We start from the raw sequence: 26120 nt of genomic DNA, 5'->3' as shown, positions 1-26120 counted from the left end.
CGCAACGACAGATACGGATTACGGAAGATACTATGACTGCTTCAACTTCATCCATGGCCGCCTCCTCGGTGCGCATTTCTAACCTGCACAAGTCCTACGGCAAGGTTCAGGTTCTCAAGGGCATTGACATGCAGGTCGAGCCGGGCGAGGTCGTGTGCCTTATTGGCCCTTCGGGTTCCGGTAAGTCCACCCTGCTGCGTTGCGTGAACCTGCTGGAGGAGCCGAATGACGGCACCATCATGGTGGGCGATACCGAGGTCACCGACCCGGACGTAGACATTAACCGCGTGCGTACCCACATGGGTATGGTGTTCCAGCAGTTCAACCTGTTCGGTCACCTGAACATTCTGGATAACTGCACGATTGCTCAGATTAAGGTTCTGGGCCGTTCCAAGGCGGAGGCGGAGGCGGTTGCCCGCGAGCAGCTCGCCAAGGTTGGCCTGGAAGGTAAGGAAGACCGCTTCCCGGCTCAGCTGTCCGGTGGTCAGCAGCAGCGTGTGGCTATTGCGCGTGCACTGTCCATGCACCCGGATCTGATGCTTTTCGACGAGCCGACCAGTGCGCTCGACCCGGAGATGGTCGGCGAGGTTCTGAGCATTATGCGCAACCTTGCTGACGAGGGCATGACCATGATCGTGGTGACTCACGAGATGGCGTTCGCCCGCGAGGTCGCCGATAAGGTCGTCTTCATGGCCGATGGTGTGGTCGTGGAGGAGGGCCCCGCCGATCAGGTGATTGGCAACCCCCAGCACGAACGTACTCAGGCTTTCTTGGCGCGCGTGCTCGATCCGACCCACGCCGTAGTAGACTAGTACTAGCTCTTGAAAAACGTAGCGGGCGGTGCTGTACGAAACATTCTGTTTCGCGCAGCACCGCCCGCTTTTTAATGCTCTATGTCGCGGCTACTTGGGTTCTAGACCTCTTCGACGTCAATATTGACCTTGGGTTCGGGGTGCGATTCGCCGGTCAGCATGGTCACCAGCAGGGTGGAGTCCTTCACGGCGCGCAGGGAGTGCAGCAGCTTAGCGGTCACGTGAATCGGCTTGCCGGGCACCAGGGTAATATCGCGGTCCTTCACGTGGAAGATAACCTCGCCCTTGAGCACCTGCACGAAGATGGGGTGCACGCTGTGGTGCTCGTGCCAGGACTGGCCTGCAGCCAGTTCCATGAGGGTCAGGTTGCCGCCGTCGGCATCAACAATCTTGCGAGCCTGGGGCTTATCTTCAAAGGGGGTCAGCGCTTCGGTGAGCTGAGGGAATACGAGGACGCGGCCTTCATGGGTACCTGCCATGGTACGAACCTTTCTTTTCAGGGATGAGTGAAAGGGGGCGCGCACCCCCTCCCTATATTTGGTATATAAAATACTAAATTAGTTATATTGTATTCCCCTCCCCGCAACAGGACAATACCTCAGCTCACACCGAGCCAAAACACCCCGGGCTAAAACACCCCGCGCAGGGAGGGGAACAACATTATTTACTGATAACTCCACACCTTCGAATAGGCGGAGCGATTACTATTACGCGGGCGCAACAGGTTCACCATCAACGCCGTCGTACCAAAGCTCACCGCAATAATCATGCAGGTCGCCGCGGTAAACGCACCACCGGGAATCGGCGCAAAAATCGCGATCAGATACAGGATGACCGCGCAGAACGACAGGAACAGCGTCGCAATCGTCATCAACGGCACCAGCACCAAACCGCCACGCGCCGCCACCGCAAAATCTGCCGGACGTACATAACGCAGCACGCCCATACCCACAACCGTCCAGATGGCGGTGACCAGGATAGCGGTCACCACATCCGCTGGGCGGTGCCAACCATTAATAATCGTGGAGGCACCCGTCAGGCAGGTAGCAAACGCCGCGCAGAGAGCCACCGTGGGCCGCAAGAAACGAGGCGCCGCAAGGAAGAGCGCCGCGCCAGCCGCCGCGGCGAAGGTCGTGTGGCCGCTGGGTGCCGAGTTGCTCAGCGCCTCCTGAACACCCAGGTCGGGCTTCACAATCAGATAGTGCTTGAGCAGATACGTACTCGTCACCGCCGCAGCCGCGACCAGCACACCAATCAGCGAGGGCAGGAACCGGTGTTTCCAAATCAGCACCGCAACCAGACCCAAAACGGCAATCACGCCGACAACCACAGGAAGAGAATCCAACGCGGTCAGGGTCGGACCGCGGTAGCTCTTGAACTGGTGTGCGTACTCGGTGTACGCCTGCTCATCAACCTGCTGGCCGGTCGCCGTGTAAATGAAGAACACGAACGCACCGTAGAGCGTCAGACCCAAGAACAGCAACGCCATCACGTGACGCATCAAAACGCCGGTACTCGGAAGGTGGTGCCCCTGCTCTTCGCCGGGACGATCCACCGGGCGGCCCGAAGCATCCACGGGAACCTGACCGGTCTGAACATACGCACCGTTCGGGTAGGCGGCGGCAGGATACGCCTCGGGAGGATAAGCCACCGGTTGCGGAGGCGCCTGCGGGGGCATCTGCGGAGGAAGCGGCTGCTGCGCACCCATCTGAGGCGTACCCATTTGGGGGGCACCCATCTGATTGTTCAGCGGAAAACTGCTCACCGGAGGCTTCGGCGGATCGAGACGGCGAGTAGCCTGCATCGGCTCATCCGCACCGTAGTGCCCCTGGGAAGCACGTTCCTGCGGCGAGGGAATCGTCTCAGGAATCTTAATCGGGGCGCGGTAGGCGCGCGGCAGAGGACGGGTCGCACCAATAACCTCTGTATGTTCGGGGTGCGAAGAAATAACTTCGGTATTCGCGGATTCAGCGTTCGCGGAACCTGCCGGCGCAGCTTCGTTAGCCGGCGATGAACCGTAATCGGTCAGAACTTTCGTACGGTCATCGCTGTGCCCCGCAGCGGGGGTAGCCGTTTCGTGAGCGTTAAGCACCTCAGTAGGATCCTGATAGTCAGAGAGCACCGCAGTCGGGTCCTGATAGTCAGAGAGCACCGCAGTCGGGTCCTGATAGTCAGAGAGCACCGCAGTCTCATCAGAGGAAAACACTGTAGTGGGCGCGTCATCAGAAGAGTGAAGAGCGCGAGTAGCGTCCAGGTTCTCCGAATCGCCCCAACCGGGGTTCCCCGCACCTGTTGTTTGCGCCTTTGATGTCTTCTTCATAACCTCTTCCGTACCTTCTGACCCTCATGTCTGTTAGCGGTATTCGCCCTGCCGGTACCCACTGTTTGGGCGGTAGCCCCCAAGCTACCGTTTTCTCATACCACAGCGCCGGTTCTCTGGGGCGAATAACTACCTACTATTCCAGGTTAAGCTATGAAAAACTAAAGTTTTTTCGACCATAACCTGAGAGTTTCCAGAGAATGCATAACAGGGTGCGAGCGCGCCCACCCGGCACCAGAATGCTATGGTGAGCTCATAGCGCATCGAAGAAGGGCAGATACCTTGAACACCAGTATGAGCGTGCCGCCTCTCGGCTACGGTTTTCACCTCACGAACACTCCCCTGTCGCCGCTGCAGGAGGTTCTGGAGAACCTGTTCACGGTCGAAATTCCGATGACGGTCACTTTCCGCGGGGTCAATAGCCGCCAGAGCGCGCTGATTCACGGCCCGCATGGCTGGGGCGAGTTCGCGCCCTTCCTCGAGTACGGCGCGCAGGAGTCTGCCGCGTGGCTTGCCTGCGCGTTGGAGGCGGCGTGGTTGCCCGCCCCGGAGCCGGTGCGTACGCGCATCCCGCTGAACGCAACCCTGCCGGCGGTACCGGCGGAGCGTGTTCCGCAGGTGCTCGCCAAGTACGAGGGTGAGATTCAGGAGCTCAAAATCAAGGTGGCTGAGAAGGGGCAGAGCCTCGCTGACGATATTGCGCGTGTGGCGGCGGCGCGAGATGCACTCCCGAATGCCCGCCTGAAGGTGGACGCGAACATGGGCTACACCCTCGGCGGCGCCCTTGAGGCGCTGCGCAAGCTCTGCGAGTATGGCATTATTTACGCCGAGCAGCCGGTGGCATCCATTGAGGACATGGCGGCACTCCGCTTCGCCATCGCTAAGGAGGGGCTACCCGTCCGCATTGCCGCGGACGAGTCGATTCGTAAGGCGGAAGACCCGCTGAAGGTGGCCCGCGCAAACGCCGCGGACCTCATGGTTATTAAGGCAGCGCCGCTGGGCGGTGTACGTCGTGCGCTCGCGCTGGTGGAGCAGGCGCAGCTTCCGGCGGTGGTTTCTTCTGCGCTGGAGTCTTCGGTGGGTATTGCCACCGGTGCCTCTCTGGCGGCTTCCCTACCGACGTTGAGGTACGGGTGCGGTCTGGGTACGGTCTCCCTCATGGCTGAGGACGTCACCGATGAGCCGCTCATCGCCCGCGACGGGTTCATGGACCTGCATGTCATCACCCCCAGCCCGCAGCACCTGGAGCGTCTTGCCACCGATGAGCAGACCCGCCAGTGGTGGGTGGAGCGCATCACTGCCTGCTACCGGGTACTGGAACGCGCCTGCGGGCTGTAAAGACTGTAGTTGTCAAGGTCGCACCTGTGAAGGGTAACCATAACTGAATGAAAAACCTTACGGCATTAGAATGATACGGTGACTGAAAACCGCTCAACCCCCGCCATGCTCACCGCAATATCCGTGCTCGATTCGCTGATTCGTGCCGGTATGCGGCATGTTGTCGTGTCTCCGGGATCGCGCAGTGCACCTCTTGCGTACGCTATTGCCACCGCCGCTGAAGCCGGCGCGCTCATTGCGCACGTGCGCGTGGACGAGCGAAGTGCAGCCTTTACCGCCCTGGGTATCGCCAAGGCGTCCGGCCAGCCGGTGGGTCTGGTGTGCACCTCCGGTACGGCTCTGGGCGAGTACATGCCCGCCGTCATGGAGGCGTACCACGCCGGTGTGCCCCTGGCGGTGCTGAGCGCGGACCGCCCGGAGCGTCTGCGCGGTAGCGGCGTGAATCAGACAACCCGTCAGGCGAGTTTCTTCCATCCTTTTGTGCGTGCTGAAGCCGATCTGACCTCCTACCCCGAGCAGGTGGAGGGCGAACAGACTCAGGCTTTTGCCGCCTGCCTGAATGCGCTGACCGGTCGTAGCGCCGAGCACTGGCGCAAGCGGTCGGCTGAGCCTATTGGCCCGGTGCACCTGAACATTTGTTTCGATACGCCACTGACCCCCTCGGGTCGTTTTGCGCAGATGCTGCCGCAGTGGGCGCAGAGCCTGCTGGAGGATTACGACCCGCAGGCTGAGGGTCGCGCCCGCGCCGCCCGTGCTGAGGGTTCCGGGCTCTCCAGTGCCGAGCAGCGTTGGCTTCTGGATTCTTTGGAGGCGCAGGCGGACCTGGCGGAGTTCACCCCGGCGCACCGCACCGTGGTGGTTGCCGCTGACGGTGCCGGTGAGTTTGCGGCGGAGTTCGCGCGCGTGCTGAACCTGCCACTGTTTGCGGAGCCTTCCTCTGAGGCGCGCCACGGCGCCACCTCGATTCCTCACTACCCACAGCTGCTCGGCGATGAGTCTTTCGTGCCCGCCGCGCAGATTGAGCGTGTGGTGCTCTTCGGTCACCCGACACTTTCGCGCCCGATTACGGCACTGCTGGAACGCGAAGATATTCAGTGCGCGTTCTACGCCCCGCGCCGCGCCAGCTGGTACGAGCCGGGCGCTCGCTCTTTCGTGGAGCTGTCGTCCCCGCACGAGCTTGCCGAGTTTGCGTGCGCATCCTCTGCTGCCGCTGATGAGCTGGTGGACGAGCTGAGCTGGCTGGATCAGTGGGTTGAGCCCGCCCGCGAGCTACAGGATGAGTGCCTGCACGCCATTGCCGCCTACGAGCACTCTGATTCTGCAGGCTCCGTAGATTACACCGATTACCGCAACCGCACCGCTGGCCGCTCCTACGCCCGCCGCGTCTGGCAGGATGCGGTGGCTCAGCGCCGCCTCATGGTGCTGGGCTCCTCAAACCTGGTGCGTGATTTGGATGCGGCAGCCCCCGCCCTGGGCGATCCCGCCCCCGCGCGCGTGTTTGCGAACCGCGGTCTTGCCGGTATTGACGGCACCATCGCGACCGCTATTGGTGTGTCTCTGTCGGGCTACTACCCTGCGGGCGTGGATGAGAACTCCCGCCCGGTCATTGGTGGTGCCGCCCTGCCGGTGACCCTGCTGTGCGGTGACCTGACCTTCCAGCACGATGTGTCCTCGCTGAACCTGCCGAATACTGAGCTTCTGCCCGAACTACGCGTTGAGGTCTTTGACGATGCCGGCGGCGGTATTTTCACGACCCTTGAACACGGCGATATGGCTCGTCAGGAACAGTTCACCGCCGCTGTGGATCGTTTCTTCACGGTGGCTGCCGCCCCGAATACTGATTTGGCGCGCATGGCTGCCGGTTTTGGGACCGAATCGGGCGTTGAGGTGCGCATTCACACACCTTAAAGCCGTTTCTCAAGGTTGCAGGCTAAGCCCCGTGCGCAGGGTTGACCGATATACTGAAAACTACCTGTGCCGTAGCCTTCCGTGGCTGAAAGCTAGCCGGTTGTAGCGGTTTCACTCGCCGCTACATTCGCGTTTTCCTGCGCGCCTGCTGACGTAAGGCACCCTATCTATCATTGATTGACATTCACGCTCTTGCCGCTGATGAACACCGCACGCGACCCGAGGTTTTACCCCGGTGAGCCGGGTGCATGCGGCGGACGTCGCTCCCAAGGATTCTCATGAGCTCACTCGATATTATTGTTGCCGTCCCCTCCGGAGCCGGTTGGGTTCCCGTACACGCCATGGCGGAGCTTCTCGGCCGCTACACCGGCGGTACCGTACACACCGTGGATGTGGGCGCATCCCTCAGCAAGGAAACGAAGCTTCTGGCGCGTCTGCCCCGCCTCAAGGGCGGTTCCAAGCGCTGCCTGGTGATTGCTTCTGATCCCGGTCAGCTGTACGCCATTTCGCAGCGTTCCTTCGCGTTCCGCCGCTACGGCGCGATCTACGGCTGGGTCATTGATAGCTTCTGGGATGACCGTATTCCCGCGGTGGCTAAGTCCTCCACCTACGACCGTATTTTCGTTGCGGACGTTGATGACGTTCAGCCCTGGACCGTTGCGGGCGTGAAGACTCCCGGCGTTCTGCCCTGGGGTGCGGATGTGTGGAGTGCGTTCTCTGACCGTCTGGCTGCGCTGGAGTCGAAGAGCACCGACCTGCTGCGCGTGGGTCGTCAGCCCGCCGCCTACGAAGATGACGAGGCGACCGCCGCCCTCGCCGCCGAGCTGGGTCTGAGCTTTGAGGGCCGCCCGCCCTTCGGCGCAAATGACCGCGAGTCGGCTCAGCATCTGCAGGATTCGCTGAACCGCGCGAAGTTCCTGCTGGCGTTCTCCACTTCGGTCAGCCCGGCACCGTACACTCACCCGACCAAGGAGTACATTACCGGCCGTTGGACCGATGCCCTGGCTTCGGGCGTGACTGTGGTCGGCAAGGTTCCGAACACCACCACCGTACGTGAAATTCTGTGGGATGGCGCGACCATCGACATTGATCACGCGGATGCACGCGCGGGCCTCGCGCAGGTTGCCAATGCGGTCTCGCGCTGGACCCCCGCGCAGGGTGAACAGCAGATTCGTCAGGCACTGCAGCACCTGGATTGGCGTCACCGTTTTGTTCAGCTGTGTGAGGCGATGGGCGATGTCCCGGCTTCTTTGACGGCTGATTGCGAGGCAATGCGCGCCCAGTACGTTCAGCGCTAAAACGTAACCCTCGCTGAAGATGTATAACAGCTGAGGGCATAGAAAGGTGAGGGCTGGTTTCTATCACAGAAACCAGCCCTCACCTGTATTTATGCCCCATGAGGCATGTTGCATATAGGGTTTAATACGAAGCCTGACCCAGAGTAATCGGACCCGTAAAACCACTGGTATCCGGGTGTTCCGCATCCAGGTACGCCCCCACGGGTGCATTCTCAAGCTGAGCCAAACGATCCAGTAGAAAACGCGTAGCACCCGGCGCGTACGGCAGCTTATACATTGCCGCGGTCGTCGCCTCGTCATCACGATCAAGAGTGGAGGAACGAATCAACTCAATCGCAGTCACCATGGTGTTACGCTCACGCTCCACGAAGGTGCGGTCCACCGGCTCACCGTTACCGGGCACAAACACGCGGTAGCGATCAAATTCGAGCACGGCACCGAGAGTATCGATCCAACGATCGGGGAAAGAATCCTCAAAGTAGGGGTCGGTGCCCTCTTCAATCAGACCGCCCATGAAGAGCACGTCTTCAATGCCGACCAGGATATCACCGTCGGTGTGACCGGGCCCCATATACATCAGGGTTGCGCTACGCTCACCCAGGTCAATGGGGGTAAAGGTAATGCCGTCACCGCTATTGGCGACCAGGCGGTTGGGAACAATAATGTCGGTGGCTGCACCCTGGTGGTGTGCCATTTCCGGTTCAAGCGTCTCGACATAGGGACGCTGCGCCTCACCGTATTTACGAATTGCACGCGCGGCGCGAGGATGCGCCCAGAATTCTTCGGCACCCATTGCCGCGAAAACATCATTACCGAAGAAACGCTCATAGTGACCGTGAGTGTTCACGACGGTGATAGGAAGGCGCGTGAGACGGCGAACCTCATCATAGATTTCGGTTGCCTGACGGGGACCTGCGCCGGTATCCACGACAAGTGCCCGTTCCAGTCCGAGGACCAGTCCGGTGTTCAGTCGGTAGTTGTCGGTCGCAATACGGTACACGCCGTCTGCGAGTTCAATAGTACGAGCCATAGATACAACCCTACTGGAATTTTTGGCGCTTGCGGGACTATTCGGCCTTCTGAAGAACATATTTTTGCACTATTGCACGCCACTAAGGGGATAAAAGTACATCATTCTGCACAATTTCGCCTCTACGGACAGCTGACACGTGATGCTTGACAACCTCTGTAGATTGATTCTTTAGCCGCCGCCCAGGTCAGCCCGCCAACTTCGGAACGGCACCCAGGTCAAGACCGAGTAAGGACGAGAAAATCACGCCCTATAGGATAGGAGTATGACTTCTTCGCCTACCCCGTCTTCTAACCCCTCAGCTCAGCCGTTCCCCAGCGGTACCGGACGCTACGCCCCCTCCCCCTCGGGGGACTTGCATCTGGGCAATTTGCGTACCGCTATTTTGGCGTGGGCAATGGCTCGCCGCGGTGACAAGCCCTTCTATCTGCGCGTGGAGGATCTGGATCGCGTGCGCCCGGGCGCCGCGGAGCGTCAGATTGCTGATTTGGCGGCACTGGGCCTGGATTGGGATGCAAGCCCCGGCGCTTCCTCAGAGACTGTCAACGGTCAGGAAGCGGGCGTACTGTATCAGAGCACGCGCCTTGCCGCCTATGAGAAGGCGGTTGCGCAGCTGCGCGAGGCAAACCTCGTCTATGAGTGCTTCTGTACCCGCCGCGAAATTCAGGAGGCTTCGAGTGCCCCACACGGTGCGCCGGGCGCCTACCCCGGTACCTGCCGTGAGCTGAGCAAGGCGCAGCGGGAGGAGCGCCGTGCTCAGCGTCCGCCGGCTCTGCGTCTGCGTGCCGAGTGCACAAGCTACACGGTGCAGGATGATTTTTACGGCACCTACACCGGCCTGGTGGATGATTTTGTGCTGGTACGCAATGACGGCACCTACGCCTATAACCTAACCTCCGTGGTGGACGATGCTTTTGTGGGGGTTGAGCAGATTGTGCGCGGTGACGACCTGCTCCCCTCGGCGCCTCGTCAGTCGTATTTGGCGCAGCTTTTGGGTTTGACGCAGCCGCGTTACGCTCACGTGCCGCTGGCACTCAACGAGGAGGGTAAGCGCCTGGCGAAGCGTGACGGGGCGGTAACCCTGCCGCAGCTGCGTGAGGCCGGCGTTGAAATCCCGACGATTTTGGGGTGGATTGCCGCATCTATTCCGGTGTATAACGCTGATGGCTCCGCCCATTCCGCGGATGTCCCGGTGCCTAATGCGGCAGCGATTTTGGAGCGTTTTGACCCGGCTCGTATGGCTGCTAAGCCGTGGGTCGTGAGGGATCTCTAAGGCTCTGTGACAGTGTCTTGTAACAGTTCAACACTCCGAACGGCTTTTAAATTTTTCGTTTAATTCGTTTTAGATGCATATGCCATTGAGCGTTTGCGTTGCTTTTCAACTACATATCTTTCACTCAAGTGCCCGAAACCCTGAAATCCAGGGATTTTTCGGGCACTTTTTCGCACACGCTCCCACATTGCCCCACCTGTACGACCACAAAATTTACACAGCAAATACATATTTATTCCACAGCTTCTCATTCCTAAGCGTCAAATAGACTTTATTTTCAAGCCCTCAAAGCCTAGACTGTATCCTATGCCACTCATAAAGTTATGGGGTAGCGCATAAATACACACAGGCGCACACTATCACCAGGAGAGAAGGAACATTATGGCCGCGAGTACATACCAGGTCATCGCGCTGGCGATTTATTTTGTTGCCATGATCGCAATCGGCCTATGGGCAAATAGCAAAAACAACAGTCTTGACGACTATGTGCTGGGCGGGCGACAGCTCTCCCCCACCGTCGCCGCTCTCTCAGCGGGCGCCTCCGACATGTCCGGTTGGCTCCTCATGGGTCTGCCCGGCGCCGTCTACCTCAGCGGCCTCTCCCAGGCATGGCTCGCCGTCGGTCTGACCATCGGCGCATGGTGCAACTGGAAGTTCGTGGCACCGCGACTGCGTAGCTACACCGAAGTAGCAGGCGACGCCGTGACCGTCCCCGTCTTCCTGAGCAACCGCCTCAAGGACACCAAGCGCGTGCTGCGTATCGTCTCCGGTGTCGTGATTCTGGTGTTCTTCACCTTCTACGTCTCCTCCGGTATGGTGTCCGGCGGTCTGTTCTTCAAGTCCTCCTTCGGTCAGGAATACCACACCGGTATGCTCCTGCTGGCAGGCATCACCGTGTTCTACACGCTCTTCGGCGGCTTCATGGGCGCATCCTACACTGACATGGTTCAGGGTCTGCTCATGCTCGCAGCGCTGATCGCCGTTCCGGTCATCACCATCATTGACCTCGGCGGCGTGGGCCCCGTGGTTGAGTCCATCAGCCAGGTACGCCCCGAGGCCCTGAGCATCTTCGCAGGCACCACCTTCGCCGGTATTATTTCATCCCTCGCCTGGGGTCTGGGATACTTCGGCCAGCCGCACATCATCGTGCGCTTCATGGCAATGCGCACCCCCGCCGACGCAAAGTCCGGCCGCCGCATCGGCATCAGCTGGATGGTTCTGACCGTGTTCGGTGCACTCAGCGGCGCATTCATGGGCATCGCGTACTTTGCACGCCACCCCGAAGCCTCCCTCACCAACCCCGAAACCGCAGAGTCCGTATTCCTGGACCTCTCGCAGATTCTCTTCCACCCCTTTATTGCAGGTCTCATCTTGGCTGCGGTTCTGGCGGCAATTATGTCCACCCTCTCCTCGCAGCTGATCGTGTGCTCCTCCGCTCTGGTGGAGGACCTCTACGGCATCTTCTCCTCGAAGAAGCTCAGCGCGTCCAAGTCCCTGTGGCTCGGCCGTGCAGGTGTGGCAATCGTGGCGCTGGTCGCCGGTGCCCTGGCATGGAACCCCAACAGCTCCATTCTGCAGCTGGTCGCATTCGCTTGGGCTGGCTTCGGTTCGGCATTCGGCCCGACCGTTCTGCTCTCCCTCTACTGGCGTAAGCTGACCACCCAGGGTGCACTCGCCTCCATGATTACCGGTGCCGTTGTGGCATTCGCATGGGGCCAGAGCCCCATGAAGTCCGTGCTCTACGAAATGGTTCCCGGCTTCGCTTCGGCGCTGCTTGTCGCCATCGTGGTTTCGCTCATGACCTACAAGAAGAACGACGCCATTGACGAAGAGTTCGACCGCGCGGTTGAGCTCGCAAAGGTCAAGTAAAGGTTTGACTTAATAAACCTCCGCATTCAGCGGATACATCGAGGACAGCTCAGCGAACCTTCAGAACCTTTATCGGAAGTGAGGACGTAGGTTCGCAGCCTTCCCCGGCAGCCCGGTACTACAGCTTGTAGTGCCGGGCTGCTTCGTCTTTACATGGATTCGTAGTTCCGGACTGCGAGAGGGGTATGATATCGTCAAAATATGAAGATTCTCAACTTTAGGATTAAAAACCATAAGAGCGTGAGGGATGAGGCAGCATTGGAGCTCCTAGACCCCTCCATTAACAGGCTAACCCCAGCCGAAGGAAAAACTTGGAACCAATATGTAAATAATGTTGCAAGCATATTTGGTGCAAATGCATCAGGAAAATCTAACTTTCTTGATGCGCTCCTGTATTTTATAACTGCTATCCGAAATTCATCTACTACCTGGCAGAGCCACCCTGATTTCCCCTGTGCTCCCTTTAAACTGGATAAGCATTATCAAGATTCAGAGAGCGCCTATGAGCTGGATTTTTTGCTTAACGACAAAAGGTATCGATATAGCTTTGGAGCTTCCCCTCAAGGAATTACTTTTGAGTATCTCGAATATATTCCAACCAAACGATGGAAAAGAATCTTTAGTCGGGAAAAACTAGGAGAAGGTAAATATAGCACAATATTTTCAAAAGGAATTCAAAAGCTTGAAGTAAATGATCGGGAACTTATACTTTCACGCGCACTCGTTCTTAAGAGGAAAGATATCTTATGGGAAGTATCAGAAAGCATCATACATGGAATTGATTTCATACTACTCAACAGGGACCAGAAATCTCGTATTGACTCCATAATAGAAGGTCTCGCAAAAAATGCAATCTCTTTTGAAGAACTTGAGTTGCTATTGCAGATTGCTGATATCGGTATTCAAAGTGTTGGCCTTTTGCAAAAAGAAAATGAATTTGATGGGCAAAATTTTCCGCCTGATATTCCCATTATAGTACAGGCAAAAATTAAGGAATTACTATCAAACTTAGACTCTACTGATGGCGATGATTCATCAGATTCCCTTAAACCCAAAATTGCCCGAATAATCCAACGACGCCTAGAGTTTTTCCATTATTCCTATGATGAAAACACACCGCCGCTCTATATAGAAGAAGAAAGCGATGGAACCTTAGCGTGGCTCGCCGTATCTTTTGCCGCATTGAAAGCCATCCGTAAAGGTGGGGTTGTATGCGGGGATGAGTTAGATTCCAGTCTGCACCCGTACCTAGTGCATCTTCTTGTTAGGCTATTTACGGATACTTCCATAAACATACATGGCGCTCAAATAATTTTCACCACTCATGACGCAACACTTCTCGCTGCCCAAGAGGATCTCGGCTTAAGCAGTAAAAATATATGGTTCACCGAAAAAACTCGCCAAGGTGTCACAGAGCTGTTTTCATTAGATGATTTTCAGACAGATTTAAATAGCGACACTGAAAAACTTTACCTTATGGGAACTTACGGTGCTGTTCCGTTTATTGCAGACAGTATTTTCAAGGCTCTAGTCAATTATCCTTCATCGAAACTAAATTCACAGAAAGAAAAAAATGGGGAATAATAGTCGATTCGCCCGAAATAAACGACCCATCCGCACCCCCAAAAAAAACATACTCATATGCGTCGAAGGCGAGAAAACAGAAGTTCAGTACTTTAAACGATTAAAGGAACACCTCAGGCCTGAAAAAACTTCGGTCCACTTTAATATAATTCCCCCTAAGGGGACCGACCCCGGCAGTATCCTTAAGGGTTGCTTAAACTATAAAAATAAAGATTCAGATAAATATGAAAGTTTTTTCTGTGTAGTTGATGTCGATCAGCATACTAATTTAGAACAGGCACTAAAAGAAGCAAAAGAAAAGAATATATTAATGGTCGTTACAAATATTAAATTTGAAGTATGGCTACTTTGGCACATGGAAGATTCCCCTAATGGATATATGTCAAATTCAGATATAAATAATCGAGTTAAGGCAATCTCTGCTTCCCGCCCATTCATGACAGGAAAAAACAATAAAGAGCTTCATACTGATTTCCCCATTGAAAAATATGATACCGCTATCAAAAAAGCCCAACGAAACGACCCGAATATGGAATTCAACCGAATAGGACCGAACCCTTCTAGCGCTATGCCGCTTCTAATCAATAAAATTATCAATGGATAAATAACATCCATTTCATATTGAGAAGCCCGGGCCGCACACACGCGGTCCGGGCCTTCTTATATGCTTGGGCAACCCATGCCACAGCCTCACGCAGCGCCCGGGCAACGTAGAATAGGGTCTATGACTGCACAACTTCCCGAAAAGGTCTCGGACATCTTCAACCCCGCCGACTGGCGCGTCGTCGAAGGCTTCGAAGACTTCACCGACATCACCTACCACCGCCAGGTTGAGCGCGACGAAAACGGCGAAATCCTACGCGATCTGCCCACCGTGCGCATCGCATTCGACCGCCCCGAGGTCCGCAACGCATTCCGCCCGCACACCGTGGACGAACTCTACCGCGCCCTCGACCACGCCCGCATGACCTCCAACGTAGGCACAGTGCTGCTCACCGGCAACGGCCCCTCCGCCAAGGACGGCGGCTGGGCATTCTGCTCCGGCGGCGACCAGCGCATCCGCGGCCGCGACGGCTACCACTACGCCAGCGGCGACACCGCAGAAAGCATCGACCCGGCACGCGCAGGCCGACTGCACATCCTGGAAGTGCAGCGCCTCATCCGCACCATGCCCAAGGTCGTTATCGCCCTCGTCTCCGGCTGGGCTGCAGGCGGCGGCCACTCCCTGCACGTAGTTGCTGACCTGACCATCGCCTCCGAAGAGTACGGCAAGTTCAAGCAGACCGACGCAACCGTCGGCTCCTTCGACGCAGGCTACGGTTCGGCACTGCTCGCACGCCAGGTGGGTCAGAAGTTCGCCCGCGAAATCTTCTTCCTCGCCAAGGAATACGACGCACAGCGCATGTACGAAATGGGCGCAGTCAACGACGTAGTCCCCCACGCAGAGCTCGAGAACAAGGGCCTGGAATACGCGGCGCACATTGCCCGCCAGTCCCCGCAGGCAATCCGCATGCTCAAGTACGCCTTCAACCTGCCCGACGACGGCATGCTCGGCCAGCAGGTCTTCGCTGGTGAGGCAACCCGCATGGCATACATGACCGACGAGGCTGTGGAGGGCCGCGACGCGTTCTTGCAGAAGCGTGACCCGGACTGGTCCAACTACCCCTACTACTTCTAAGCAGTGCTTCTAGGAGGAGTACCTTCCGCAGAAGTAGTTTCAGATGCATAGGCTCGGAGCCGGATTCAACCCTGATACCCTCAGCTAAGAATCCGGCTCCGGCGCATTTGATGCCGCCCCTCTTTTCTCCCAGGCATATGACATGCCCCGGCTCATAAGCACGCAGCCGCTACCAACAGCCGCTAAGGATTTAGCCATGATGAACACCCCCGCACCCGGACTCGTGCCCTCCCCCGCCCCGCAGGAGGCTGCCCTGCACCCGCAGGCGGTACAGGTGCGCGCCGACCAGCCCGCCGACCCTCACGCCATGCTGGGTGCCTTTGAGCAGCTGCTGGGTGAGTTTGCGCTGAATGGGTACGCGGCGGGTGCTGGTGTGGAGAGTGCAGAGGTTGCCGAGCCTATTGCCCTGGTGGTGGGAACCTCCGGATCCACCGGAACTCCCAAACGCACCGCGCTGACCGCGCGAGCTCTTGTCGCCAGCGCGGCAGCCACCGAGAACTTCTTCGGCTCAAACTCCGATGCCGCCTCGCAGTGGCTCCTGGCGCTTCCCGCGCACTATATTGCCGGTGCGCAGGTGCTCGCCCGCTCTGTGCTCGCCGGTACCGCCCCGGTCATTGCCCGCTCCGTGACCGAACCGGTGCACTTTACTCCTGAAGTCTTTTTGCAGGCGGTAGAGCGCATGAGCTCGGCACGCAGGTTTATCTCCCTGGTGCCCACTCAGCTACATAAGCTCCTTGAAAGCGCGGACGCCAACCCGACCCTGGGTGCTGAGATTCACGAGGCGCTCGGCTCCTTCACCGGAATCCTGCTCGGAGGCGCCCCCGCCAGCGCCGACCTGCTCACCGCCTCCACCGCGCTGGGGCTGAACACGGTGACCACCTACGGTAGCGCCGAAACCGCCGGAGGATGCGTCTACTCCGGCTCGGTTCTGCCCGGCGTGCGGGTGGAGCTCGTGCCCGAAGAAGGCATGCCCGAAGAAAATATGCCCACAGCGCCGGATATTGAGGGAAAGCCCGCGCAGGTGGGCCGTATTTGGATCAGCGGCGCGCACCTCGCCAGCGGCTACATTGGCGATGCCGCCCGCACCGCCGAGCACTTCTTCACCGCCGCGGACGGCACCCGCTGGTACCGCACCGACGACTACGGTCTGCTCAGCCCCGCGCATGACCCCGACAGCCCCGCGCATGACCCTGGCGGCGCTGGGCACGGCAACGAGCCGCGCCTGCAGGTGCTCGGCCGTAGCGACGACGTGCTCATCAGCGGAGGCGTAAAAATCTCCGCCCGCGCCGTGGCAACCGTCCTCGAAGAGCACCCCGCCGTACGCGAAGCCTGCGTCATCGGCCTACCCGATGCCCGCTGGGGCACCGCCATTGCCGCCGCGGTCACGCTCGTGCCCTCTGCTGGTGCCGCGGCTGCCGCGGCTACGCCTACTGAGAATCGCCCCGCCCTGAATGAAGAACTCTGTGCCCTGCTGCGTGCCCGCTGCGCCGAAAAGCTCGGTGCCCCCGCCGCCCCCAAGCAGCTGAGCATCCTGCCAGATTTCCCGCTCACCAGCACCGGCAAGCCGGACCGCGCAGAAATATACAGTATCCTGGACAGAGACTATCGTCAGGGCTAAAGCAGGCTCATCCGCGGGTTTTCACCCCGTACACGCAGCCGCCCGCACGCCCTGACCAACATGCACAACACCCACGCATCATACGCACTTAGACCCGGAAGGAACCCCCGTGGCAACTGCCGCCCAATGGATTGAAGGCGCTCGCCTGCGCACCCTGCCGCTCGCCGTCGCCCCCATTATTGCCGGCTCAGCTGCCGCCTACGAGGTCAACGAATTCAAGCCGCTCTACGCGTTCTTGGCGTTCCTCGTCGCGTTCTTTCTGCAGGTCGGCGTGAACTACGCCAACGACTACTCCGACGGCATCAAGGGCACCGACGAAGACCGCGTGGGTCCGCTGCGCCTCGTCGGTTCCGGTGTGGCAAGCCCCCGCTCCGTCAAGTACGCCGCCTTTGCCTGCTTCGGTCTGGCGATGCTTGCCGGTCTTGCCCTGGTGGCCCTGGCGAACCAGTGGTGGTTTCTAGCGATTGGCGCCTCCAGCGTCTTCGCGGCGTGGGGCTACACCGGCGGCAAGCACCCCTACGGCTACATGGGCTTAGGTGACGTGTTCGTCTTCGTCTACTTTGGTCTGGTCGCGACCCTGGGCACCCTCTACACGCAGGCGCACACCCTGACCCTGCTCGGCTGGGTTGGTGCTATCGGCATTGGTCTGATTTCCTGTGCGCTGCTCATGGCGAATAACGTGCGTGACATTCCCACCGACATTGAGGCGGGCAAGCTGACCATGGCGGTCCGCCTGGGCGAACGCTGGTCGCGCATCACCTACATCGTGGAGATGGCGCTGGCGCTGGGTCTGGGCGTGCTCCTGCTCGATGAGAACCCTTGGTTCCTGCTGATTTTCCTGCTGGTCGGCCCGACCATCCACTCCTGCGTGACCGTGTGGACGCGCGGCGGCCGCGAGCTGATCCCCGTGCTCAAGCAGGCGGGTATTGTGGCGCTCGTGTACTCCGTGATTCTTGCTCTCGCCGTGTGGCTGGGTTCGCTGAATATTATTAGCCACGAGGTTCAGGTGTTCACCGGTTACTAAGACCGGCTACTAAGCCGACGCACGAATCTGCCCCGGTTTGCCGCACCGTTAAGCCGCTAGCGGGCACCCTGTTCATAGTTCTGCGATAACGCGGCGGTATGTCATAGTAGTGCTTATGATTCGAGCCATGCTGATTATTGGCGGTGCCGCCCTCATCGTGGGGCTGACCCTCTACACCCTCTTGGACGCCGTCCGCACCCCCGCACACGAGGCGCGAACCCTGCCCAAGTGGCTGTGGGTTCTCGTCACCCTGCTCTTCCCCGTGGTGGGTCCGCTCATGTGGCTCATCCTGGGCCGCCCCAAGGCGCAGCCCGCAGCAGGCGCTCCTCGCCCCGGTTTCGGCCAGCGACGCAACACCCTGGCGCCCTCGGTGTCTTCCCCCGACGACGATGAAGAGTACCTGCGCTGGCTCAAAGCAAAAGCAGAACGCGAACGCCGCAGCCGCGAAGCAGAATCGAACAACAAGCAGGATTCCGAGCGTAAAGATTCAGAGCATAAGGACCCCGAGGACGGCACACCGAATCAGGGTCACGGGCAGAACTAGCCGGGACAGCTAGGTTTGCAGCCCGTGCGCCCCTCAAGGTTTATAGAAAGAGGCTGTGAGCGCATCCGTCACGGATGGGCTCACAGCCTCTTACTATGCTCAAAACAGCTTTGGGAACTAGCGGGAACTAGCTACCGGGTTTGTTAGCTACCGGGCAGCTGAATCACGCCACCGTACAGCGGCGCAGCAGGCTCCGCATATCCCACAAAATGCGGCATCTCATGCTCAAAATCAGTGGTGCTAAACGCCAGAGTCGTAATCGACGCCAGGTTGCACTCGCGGGCACGCGGGTCATGCTGCAGCATGCGGCCCTCAACACCCAGGCGAGTAATCCAAATCGGCAGCTGATGCGACACAATAATCGCCTCCGCACCCTCGCCGCCCAACTCGTAGGCGGTACGCGCCGCGTCCTGGACAGCCGCAGCCATACGGCGAATCTGGTCCAGGTACGACTCACCCCAGGAGGGGCGCGCCGGGTTGTACAGCTTCGTCCAGTGACGCGGGTTCTTCAGCAGCTCCTGCGCGTTCACGTGCAGACCCTCAAAGTAGTTATCCGCCTCAATGACGCGCTCATCCGGCTGCGCGGTCAGACCCAGCAGCTCCTCAACCGGGGCGGCAGACTCACGGGTACGCTGCAACGGCGAGCAGACCAGATGCACAAAACGGGCGCCGCGCTCAGCACGAGCCGCGAACTCCTCAGCGCTCAGACGCACCATCTGCTGGCCCTTATCGGACAGACGGTAGCCGGGCAGACGGCCGTACACGATACGCTCGGGGTTGTGCACCTCGCCGTGACGCATGAGGTGAACTTTAATGGTGGAAGTTTCAGTCATAATCCCAGTCTCTCAGATAGCGCGCCGCACCCCAAACAGGTGACCCGCACATACCCTCTACAAATACAAAACCCGGCGTACAAAACCCAGCCCGCGAAACTGCAGAAACGCAAAAACCCCGCCTCTCCATGCGGAGGGCGGGGCGAAAGAAGTCTATTTACTTCTTGTTGCGGCGCTGGTGGCGGGTCTTACGAAGCAGCTTGCGGTGCTTCTTCTTGGACATACGCTTGCGGCGCTTCTTGATAACGGAACCCATAGGATTTCCTCACTTTACTCGTACCCGGCCGAGCCATTCGACTCGGTAGCTACCCGGGGATATTTATACCGGTATAACCGATCCAAAACGCATTTTAGGCACAGAAATACCCTTGCGTTTTAGAGCGCTACCTACCTAGAGTACTAGGTTTACCCCCATTTTCACCATTCGAGAGCGGCTTTTCAGGAGTTTTTCCCTGAATTTCCGCTTCTCCCGCAGGCTTATCGAGGGTATTTCCGGGTGAAACCGGGGATTCGGCAGCCCTAACGGCGCTTCTTCTTCGACTTCTTCGAGCCCTTAGACCGTCCCTTAGACAGAGCCGAACCAGAAGATGCTACAGCGCCCTCAGAAGAGCTCTCCTCAGCCTGGGAGGCGGCCTCAGCCGATTCCTCAGCGGGTTCTTCAACCGGCTCTTCTACAGAAACCTCCTCAGCAGGAATTTCCGAAGCAGAGCTTTCCACAGCGGTCTCTTCCACCGCCGCGTGCAAGGCCTTCAGACGCTCAGCACGCTCAGCCTCGGCACGAGCCAGCGCCTCTGCATCCACAACGGGCTTCTCCGGCTTCACATCGGCACTAACCTCGGGCTGAGCCTTCGCAGTCTGCTCCTTCACTGCCTGATCCTTCTCGGCACTCTCCTGAGCTTCCTCAGGCTCGTACACATCCACGCCAAAGAAACGCTTCATCTTCGAGAAGATGCCGCGGCGCTCCTGCACCGGCTCCTCATGCGGAAGCTTCTCATAGGTGTCGTGGATGGTCGCAGCCGCCTCAAGACGAGTAGGCTCAGCAGGCTGAACGGCGGGCGCCTCCTGGCGCGCCGGAGCACGCAGAACCTTCTCAGAAGACTCAGCCTCCGCGGGCGCCGCAGCAGTCACGACAGCCGCAGAACGCGCGGTACGGGCAGGCGCAGTCAGAACCCTGCTACGGTCCACCGGCTTAATGATGGTCGCACGTACCGGAGAAATAATCTGACCGCTACGACGACGCGGAGCCGCCGCAGAAGCACGCAGAACCTTCGCGGGGCCCTCAGCCTCTTCCTGCGCCTGGGCGGCAGGCACGCTCGGCAACTGACCGCTGGGAATCTGCGAGCTAAGAGGCTGTGAGCCGAGAGTCTGCGAGCTAAAATTCTGCGCGGCAGGAGCCTGGGAGGCGGGTGCAGCCTGCGCAACCGGGGTGCTGCGGCGCGGGGTACCGAAGCTCAGCGGCACATCCGGGCTCACCGAATGCGCGGCAGGCTGTGCGGGAGCTGCGGAAGCTACAGCAGGTGCGGGCTGGGATGCAGCGGGAATGACACGTTCCACCTTGTCAGATGCAGAAGCATCCGCACCAAAAGTAGTCTCAGCAGAGGTATCAACACGCTCGGCAGGGCTCTCAGAAGCCGTCTCCTCAATGTAGACGATATCGCCTTCAGGCACCTTGTATTCCACGGCAGAAGACTGCGCAGACTCAGCCGGGACCTCAACAGCAGGCTCCACCACAGGCTCAGGCGCATCCGCGGCGGGCAACGCCCCCACATCAGCGAAGGACGCATCATCCTGCATCAAATCATCAAAGTCATCGGCGGCAAACTCATCCACATCAACCGGCGCAAACTCAGAAGCAATCGGCTCACCCGGCAGACCGTTCGCAGAGGTCGCCTCCTGCTCCAGGTCAATACCGGCATCGGCATACATGCCGCGCAGCTGACCAATCACCATGGCACGAGCCGTCGCCGAATCGCCCGCCTTCAAAGCCTCCGCAATAGCACGGCTCTCAGCACGCAGACGCTCCACAGCGCTACTCCACAGCGGCATACGGCCCACCAGCGACAGCATCGACTCAAAGCTCGGCTGACGCACCGACGCGAGCAGACCCACCAGCAGCTCATTACCCGCACAGCGCATCACCTGGTGGTGGAAAGTCAGCAGAAGCTCCAGGAAATCACGAATCGACAGGTCGAAATCTTCCATCTGCGCCAGGACCTCGTCCATCTCCGCGAAGGAGGCGGTCTTCGGGTCAATACGCGCAATCGCCCAGCTTTCCAGCAGAATACGGGTCTGAACCAGGTCACGAGTCGGGTAACGCGAGCTAGACATGTGCAGGCGCAGAGCGGCACTCGCCGCGGAAGCCGGCTCATCGCTCAGGTGCACCAGCATTTCCTTGCCGCGGCCGTTGTACAGCTGCACCAGATCCATATCTTCCAGGGTGCGTAGAGCCTCGCGGGTACGGGAACGACCCACACCAATAGCGCGCGCAATTTCGCTATCGCTGGGCAGATCTTGACCCAGCTGAATGTTGCCCTCGAACAGTTCGTTCTCGAGCCAGCGCAGAATTTTACGATGAATAGCCACGTGAATGCGTCTTTCGGTCAAAAAGTGAGTGAGAGTGTGTGTGTTTTACAGAGAGTTAATGCCGGAAGTGATCGGCAGGGCAGACCCTAGCCGCCCGTCTTAGCGGCGGCGGCCACGCAGGAAGCCGAAGAGGCCACCGCGGTGGTTGTCCTTCGTCTCAGCACTGTTCGTCTCAGTGCTGGGGCGGTACACCGAATCGTAAGCGGGCATGGTCTGATACTCGGGCTCCTCAGCGGAGGTTTCAGCCTTAGCAGGCTCACCCTCGACAGGCTCATCATTGGCAGGCTCGACCTTACCGAGTTCAGCCTTCTCAGTAGCTTCTGCAGGCGAAGCTACTTCCTCAGCAGATTCAGTCTTCACGGGCTCTTCTGCCGCGGCTTCATCTACTACGTTCTTCTCAATCACAGACTTTTCAGCTGCAGAATCCTCAGCTGCAAATTCCTTGCGGGTTGCTTCTTCCTTGGCGGATTCAGCGGGTGCAACAGGCTTCTCAGCTGCAACCTTTTCGTCGGTAGCCTTTTCCTCGGCGATCTTTTCAAGCACAACAGCCTCGGGGATCACAGCGATAGGCTGAATCGAGCCACCCACAACCGCAGCGGGGTCAATGCCATAAGGCACCACAGCCGCAGGCTGAGGGAATGCCACCGGCTTCTGCGCTACAACAGGCTTAGCTTCAGCAGGTGCCGCAGGGGTAGCGGGCTGAGCGGGGGGTGCCGACGCCGCGGGGGTCACCCCAGCATCGTAACCGTAGGATGCGGGAGTGAAGGGGCGCATCGGGGTGCTATCCACAGCCTCTTCCTGCGAGGTGGACTCAGCAACTCCCGCCTTCTCAGCGACAGCTTCGGAAGCGGTGCTATCAGCAGCATGCTCCGCAGGGCGCGAGTAGATGCGCGCGCTGGGGGTCAGGTACTGTGCGCGGGCGCGCTGAATGCGAGCCTGCTCGATTTCCTCGGAGGTGGGCGCTTCAACGGTGAGAGTCTCGGGGTCGGTCGCCTCGAGCTTCTCCGCAGTTGTGCTCTTCTCGGATGCAGCCGGTGCAGTTGCAGCGGGTACAAGCTTCTGAGCGGGCTCTTCAGCTTCGGGCTTCTGGGTGCTCTGCTCAGAGTTCTTCTCGACCGGCTTCTCTGCAACCTTCTCAGCCGTAATCTTCTCGACCGTCGCCTTATCGGAGGCAGATGCAGTCACGCCACCGGGCAGTGCCACGGGTGCGTGCGCCTCATTGGACTGGCGTGCAATCTGAACGGTCTCGTTAATCCACTCGGTCACGGTGGCGAATACATCCGGGTTCAGGGAGTAGAGGCGACGCTGCCCCTCCACGGTCACGGAGACCACATCTGCATCGCGAAGGACTTTCAGGTGCTTCGAAATGGTCGGCTGGCTCATGCCCAGCTTCTCAACCACTGCACCCACCGTGTGGGTTTGCTCAGCGAGAATACGCACAATTCGGCGGCGAGTCGGATCCGCGATGACAGAAAAAACATCAGAATGCATATAGCGATTATGACATATAAAGTGGCGCCTCAAGCTTAGAATGAGGGTGATACAGAAATTACCTTTAAAAATTCTGAAAGACCGCTGAATGCTACCTCAATATGAAGCGCTGAAGGGGAGAAAAGCATGAAGTGCCTATCACATCTCGTGGTGATTTCCTGTATCTCATCCTAGGCATATGCGAGCCGCCCAGCCCCTCAATACATATATAACCAATACAGAATATATAGTTTTCGTGGCTCCACCCCACAAAACCAGCCGTACGCCTTCTCCAAGCTCACATATTTACCCCCGAACTACCAGAGCCTCAACCCCCTCAGCAGGCACCCGGCGCGATACACTAGAAGGCGTTAAACGCAGGCTCAAACCGCCACCCAACATACCAACACCCAAACACCCGCTGAAGAACACCCAGACACCCACTGAAGGAGGCGCATGGGACGCATACTCCGCCGCACCCGGCGCCGACACCACCACCCCCAGGGCCAGCTCAACCGCCGCTGGGACACCCTCAGCGGTGCCACCTCCGAACCCCAAAAACAGCAGGTTCGCCGACGCCGCCGCGATCGCCTCGAAGCTGAAAACCTCAGCATCCTCACCAGCGTGCCCGGCATCGATCTTGACCGTCTGCCGACCCTACGTGACCACGAAGACCCCAAGACTCAGCGCAAACGAACCCCACTAGAGTTCAACCAGAAGACTCTCGAACGCTTCCGCGACTTCATTGATTCCTCAGTTCTGGCGTCTCCCTCACGCACCGCAATCGGTGCCTTCTTTCTAGTCATCATCTTCTTCACCGTCATGCTGTCCCTGCCGATTTCTTCGGCAGACGGGCAGCGCGTCGCGCTACACCACGCGGTCTTCACCTCCACCAGCGCGGTCACCGTGACCGGTCTGACCACCGTCTCCACAGCAGATCAGTGGTCAACCTTCGGTCAGGCAATGATTCTTCTCGCCTGCCAGGTGGGTGGCCTGGGCACGCTGACCATCACCTCCCTGCTGGCGCTGGCTATCGGCCGCAAAATGGGTCTGCGCACCAAACTCATCGCGCAGGAAGACCTGAATATTAGCCGACTCGGCGAGGTCGGCGGCATCGTCAAAGCGGTGGCGTACGCGTCTTTCTCCATCGAAGCGTTCATTGCAATGCTCCTCACCCCACGATTCCTCGCGCTCGGTGAAGCACCACACGAGGCCCTGTGGCACGGCATTTTCTACTCGGTTTCGGCATTCAACAACGCCGGATTTACCCCGCACTCGGACGGCATCGTACCCTACGGCCACGATCTTTTCCTGCTCGTGCCCATCTGCATCGCGGTGTTCCTCGGCTCGCTCGGCTTCCCCGTGTTCATTGCGATTCAGCGCAACCCTTTCCGCCCATCGCACTGGCAGCTCACCGCAAAACTGACCATGGTCACGACCCTCTTCTTCTTCGGTTTTGGTGCCTTCTTCTGGGGTCTTTTCGAGTGGAATAACCCCGCAACCATCGGTTCCTACTCTCCCGGCGATAAAATCCTCAACGCCATCTTCGCCTCCGTGATGATGCGTTCAGGCGGGTTCAACCTGGTCGATATGAGTAGCATTACGCCCGTCTCCACCTTGCTGACGGACACGCTCATGTTCATTGGTGGCGGCTCCGGCTCAACCGCAGGCGGTGTGAAGGTCACCACCATCGCCGTGATTGCCCTATCGATTCTTGCCGAGGCGCGAGGTGACCAGAAGGTTGTAGCGTTCAATCGCACCATCCCCGAATCCTCTCTGCGCATTGCCATCTCTGTGATTGTTATGGGTGCTACCGTGGTAGGTGTTGGCGCCGCATCGATTCTTATCATCAGCGGCGCAGATCTCAAAGAAGTCATCTTCGAGGTCATCTCCGCCTTCGCGACCTGCGGCCTCTCGAACGGCCTCTCCGCCAGCCTGCCACCTGCGGGCGTGTACGTGCTCAGCGTTCTGATGCTTATTGGTCGTGTGGGTACAACCACCGCCGCAACCGGCTTGGCGATGCGTTCACGCCGCCGCCTCTACAAGTTCCCCGAAGAAAGGCCCACCATTGGCTAGTGCACATAACGCCCCCGTTCTCGTGATTGGTTTGGGACGCTTCGGTTCGGCTGTGGCTGCCCAGTTGCGCCTGCAGAATAAGGAGGTTCTCGCTATCGAGAAGGACCCCGAGCTGGTGCAGAAATGGTCCGGCGTGCTGACCCACGTGGTCTCCGCCGATGCGACCGATATCGACACCCTGCACCAGTTGGGTGCGGACGAGTTCGGTTCCGCCGTGGTGGGTGTGGGCACCTCCGTGGAGGCGTCCGTGCTGATTACTGCGAACCTCGTAGACATTGGCGTGGAGCGTATCTGGGCGAAGGCTATCACCCCCGCGCACGGCAAGATTCTGGAGCGTATTGGCGCGCACCACGTGGTCTACCCGGAGGCGGACGCCGGCCGCCGCGCCGCGCACCTCGTCTCGGGTCGACTGCTGGACTACATTGAGTTTGATGACGACTTCGCGATTGCGAAGATGCGCCCGCCGAAGGAGACCCACGGCTTCACCCTCGCCGAGTCGGATATCCGCTCCAAGTACGGCGTGTCTGTGGTCGGTATTAAGTCCCCCGGTGAGGACTTCACCTACGCGGACGCGACCACCCGCATTCACTCGCGTGACATTCTGATTGTGTCCGGTCAGGTGGATTTGATTGAGCGTTTCGCGGCGCGCCCCTAAGCGCATTTTTCCATACCCCGCGGCGGTTACTTTTCCTGTCTTTGCCGGCTTTGAGGAGCGCGTATTTGAGGGCCCGTGTTTGAGAAGCCTGCGAATAGACATAGAAAAACAGCCTCTTCCCGTTCTGTCGGGAGGAGGCTGTTTTCTGTGGTTTTATCCAATCATAGGGATGCTACCGGACGGTATTAGTCCCCGCTGGTTAGTCCG

21 protein-coding genes are annotated in these 26120 nt (G+C 58.9%); 14 read left to right on the top strand and 7 right to left on the bottom strand.

Translation table 11 applies throughout. The features are described from left to right. Positions 1 to 32 precede the first annotated feature (32 nt). Positions 33 to 812, top strand: a complete 780-nt coding sequence (locus tag RM6536_RS05535; RefSeq protein WP_012902969.1) for an amino acid ABC transporter ATP-binding protein — start codon at positions 33 to 35, stop codon at positions 810 to 812. A gap of 101 nt (positions 813 to 913) precedes the next feature. Here the strand turns inward: RM6536_RS05535 and RM6536_RS05530 are convergent, their stop codons facing one another. Continuing rightward, entirely contained in the window at positions 914 to 1291 is a 378-nt protein-coding gene (locus RM6536_RS05530; RefSeq protein WP_049327511.1) for a cupin domain-containing protein, read from the bottom strand. 185 nt (positions 1292 to 1476) lie between these two features. After that, positions 1477 to 3132: a phosphatase PAP2 family protein gene (locus RM6536_RS05525; protein WP_060824369.1), complete on the bottom strand. Its 1656-nt coding sequence runs from the start codon at positions 3130 to 3132 to the stop codon at positions 1477 to 1479. 294 nt (positions 3133 to 3426) lie between these two features. On the opposite strand from RM6536_RS05525, the gene RM6536_RS05520 reads away from it, so the two are divergent. From RM6536_RS05520 to RM6536_RS05510, 3 genes are all read left to right on the top strand, one after another. Further along, positions 3427 to 4470, top strand: coding sequence for an o-succinylbenzoate synthase (locus RM6536_RS05520; RefSeq protein ID WP_060824368.1), 1044 nt, complete (start codon positions 3427 to 3429; stop codon positions 4468 to 4470). A gap of 78 nt (positions 4471 to 4548) precedes the next feature. Then, the gene (gene menD / locus RM6536_RS05515) at positions 4549 to 6378 is read left to right on the top strand and encodes a 2-succinyl-5-enolpyruvyl-6-hydroxy-3-cyclohexene-1-carboxylic-acid synthase (protein WP_060824367.1); all 1830 of its coding nucleotides are present in this window, start codon (positions 4549 to 4551) and stop codon (positions 6376 to 6378) included. A gap of 278 nt (positions 6379 to 6656) precedes the next feature. Continuing rightward, entirely contained in the window at positions 6657 to 7676 is a 1020-nt protein-coding gene (locus RM6536_RS05510; RefSeq protein ID WP_060824366.1) for a glycosyltransferase, read from the top strand. A 121-nt stretch (positions 7677 to 7797) separates the two neighbouring features. Here RM6536_RS05510 and RM6536_RS05505 read toward each other — a convergent pair whose 3' ends face one another. Continuing rightward, positions 7798 to 8706 carry an MBL fold metallo-hydrolase gene (locus RM6536_RS05505; RefSeq protein WP_060824365.1) on the bottom strand — a complete coding sequence of 303 codons (909 nt, stop codon included), beginning with the start codon at positions 8704 to 8706 and terminating at the stop codon, positions 7798 to 7800. A 265-nt stretch (positions 8707 to 8971) separates the two neighbouring features. Here RM6536_RS05505 and gluQRS point away from each other — a divergent pair, with 265 nt between their 5' ends. The 8 genes from gluQRS to RM6536_RS05470 all read left to right on the top strand — a co-directional run bounded on the left by gluQRS (position 8972) and on the right by RM6536_RS05470 (position 18296). Next, positions 8972 to 9979 (top strand): tRNA glutamyl-Q(34) synthetase GluQRS, encoded by a 1008-nt coding sequence (gluQRS, locus tag RM6536_RS05500; protein WP_060824364.1) that lies wholly within the window; start codon positions 8972 to 8974, stop codon positions 9977 to 9979. 381 nt (positions 9980 to 10360) lie between these two features. After that, positions 10361 to 11848 carry a sodium/proline symporter PutP gene (gene putP, locus RM6536_RS05495; RefSeq protein ID WP_060824363.1) on the top strand — a complete coding sequence of 496 codons (1488 nt, stop codon included), beginning with the start codon at positions 10361 to 10363 and terminating at the stop codon, positions 11846 to 11848. A 201-nt stretch (positions 11849 to 12049) separates the two neighbouring features. Beyond that, a complete protein-coding gene (locus RM6536_RS05490) occupies positions 12050 to 13432 on the top strand; it encodes an AAA family ATPase (RefSeq protein WP_060824362.1) in 1383 nt (460 codons plus the stop codon). Then, positions 13422 to 14036: an RloB family protein gene (locus RM6536_RS08950; RefSeq protein ID WP_081094656.1), complete on the top strand. Its 615-nt coding sequence runs from the start codon at positions 13422 to 13424 to the stop codon at positions 14034 to 14036. The genes RM6536_RS05490 and RM6536_RS08950 overlap by 11 nt, the downstream gene beginning before the upstream one ends. A 120-nt stretch (positions 14037 to 14156) precedes the next feature. Continuing rightward, on the top strand, positions 14157 to 15110 hold the full coding sequence (locus tag RM6536_RS05485; RefSeq protein ID WP_005508297.1) for a 1,4-dihydroxy-2-naphthoyl-CoA synthase: 954 nt from the start codon (positions 14157 to 14159) through the stop codon (positions 15108 to 15110). A gap of 196 nt (positions 15111 to 15306) precedes the next feature. After that, positions 15307 to 16728 carry an AMP-binding protein gene (locus RM6536_RS05480; protein ID WP_060824361.1) on the top strand — a complete coding sequence of 474 codons (1422 nt, stop codon included), beginning with the start codon at positions 15307 to 15309 and terminating at the stop codon, positions 16726 to 16728. A 109-nt stretch (positions 16729 to 16837) separates the two neighbouring features. Further along, the gene (locus RM6536_RS05475; RefSeq protein WP_060824360.1) at positions 16838 to 17752 is read left to right on the top strand and encodes a 1,4-dihydroxy-2-naphthoate polyprenyltransferase; all 915 of its coding nucleotides are present in this window, start codon (positions 16838 to 16840) and stop codon (positions 17750 to 17752) included. Between the two features lie 115 nt (positions 17753 to 17867). Beyond that, positions 17868 to 18296: a PLD nuclease N-terminal domain-containing protein gene (locus RM6536_RS05470; RefSeq protein WP_060824359.1), complete on the top strand. Its 429-nt coding sequence runs from the start codon at positions 17868 to 17870 to the stop codon at positions 18294 to 18296. Between the two features lie 143 nt (positions 18297 to 18439). Here the strand turns inward: RM6536_RS05470 and RM6536_RS05465 are convergent, their stop codons facing one another. The 4 genes from RM6536_RS05465 to RM6536_RS05455 all read right to left on the bottom strand — a co-directional run bounded on the left by RM6536_RS05465 (position 18440) and on the right by RM6536_RS05455 (position 23203). Beyond that, positions 18440 to 19129 (bottom strand): histidine phosphatase family protein, encoded by a 690-nt coding sequence (locus RM6536_RS05465; RefSeq protein ID WP_060824358.1) that lies wholly within the window; start codon positions 19127 to 19129, stop codon positions 18440 to 18442. A gap of 157 nt (positions 19130 to 19286) precedes the next feature. Next, on the bottom strand, positions 19287 to 19385 hold the full coding sequence (locus tag RM6536_RS08945) for a 30S ribosomal protein bS22 (protein ID WP_005504750.1): 99 nt from the start codon (positions 19383 to 19385) through the stop codon (positions 19287 to 19289). A 263-nt stretch (positions 19386 to 19648) separates the two neighbouring features. Continuing rightward, entirely contained in the window at positions 19649 to 21712 is a 2064-nt protein-coding gene (locus tag RM6536_RS05460; protein ID WP_060824357.1) for a FadR/GntR family transcriptional regulator, read from the bottom strand. 99 nt (positions 21713 to 21811) lie between these two features. Then, the gene (locus RM6536_RS05455; protein WP_060824356.1) at positions 21812 to 23203 is read right to left on the bottom strand and encodes an ArsR/SmtB family transcription factor; all 1392 of its coding nucleotides are present in this window, start codon (positions 23201 to 23203) and stop codon (positions 21812 to 21814) included. A 435-nt stretch (positions 23204 to 23638) separates the two neighbouring features. On the opposite strand from RM6536_RS05455, the gene RM6536_RS05450 reads away from it, so the two are divergent. Next, positions 23639 to 25258 (top strand): TrkH family potassium uptake protein, encoded by a 1620-nt coding sequence (locus tag RM6536_RS05450; protein WP_060824355.1) that lies wholly within the window; start codon positions 23639 to 23641, stop codon positions 25256 to 25258. After that, positions 25251 to 25913, top strand: a complete 663-nt coding sequence (locus tag RM6536_RS05445) for a potassium channel family protein (RefSeq protein WP_060824354.1) — start codon at positions 25251 to 25253, stop codon at positions 25911 to 25913. Before RM6536_RS05450 ends, RM6536_RS05445 begins: the two co-directional genes overlap by 8 nt. Positions 25914 to 26120 lie beyond the last annotated feature (207 nt).

Source organism: Rothia mucilaginosa (assembly GCF_001548235.1).
Lineage (GTDB): Bacteria > Actinomycetota > Actinomycetes > Actinomycetales > Micrococcaceae > Rothia > Rothia mucilaginosa_B.
This window is presented reverse-complemented; position numbering and strand designations above follow the sequence as displayed.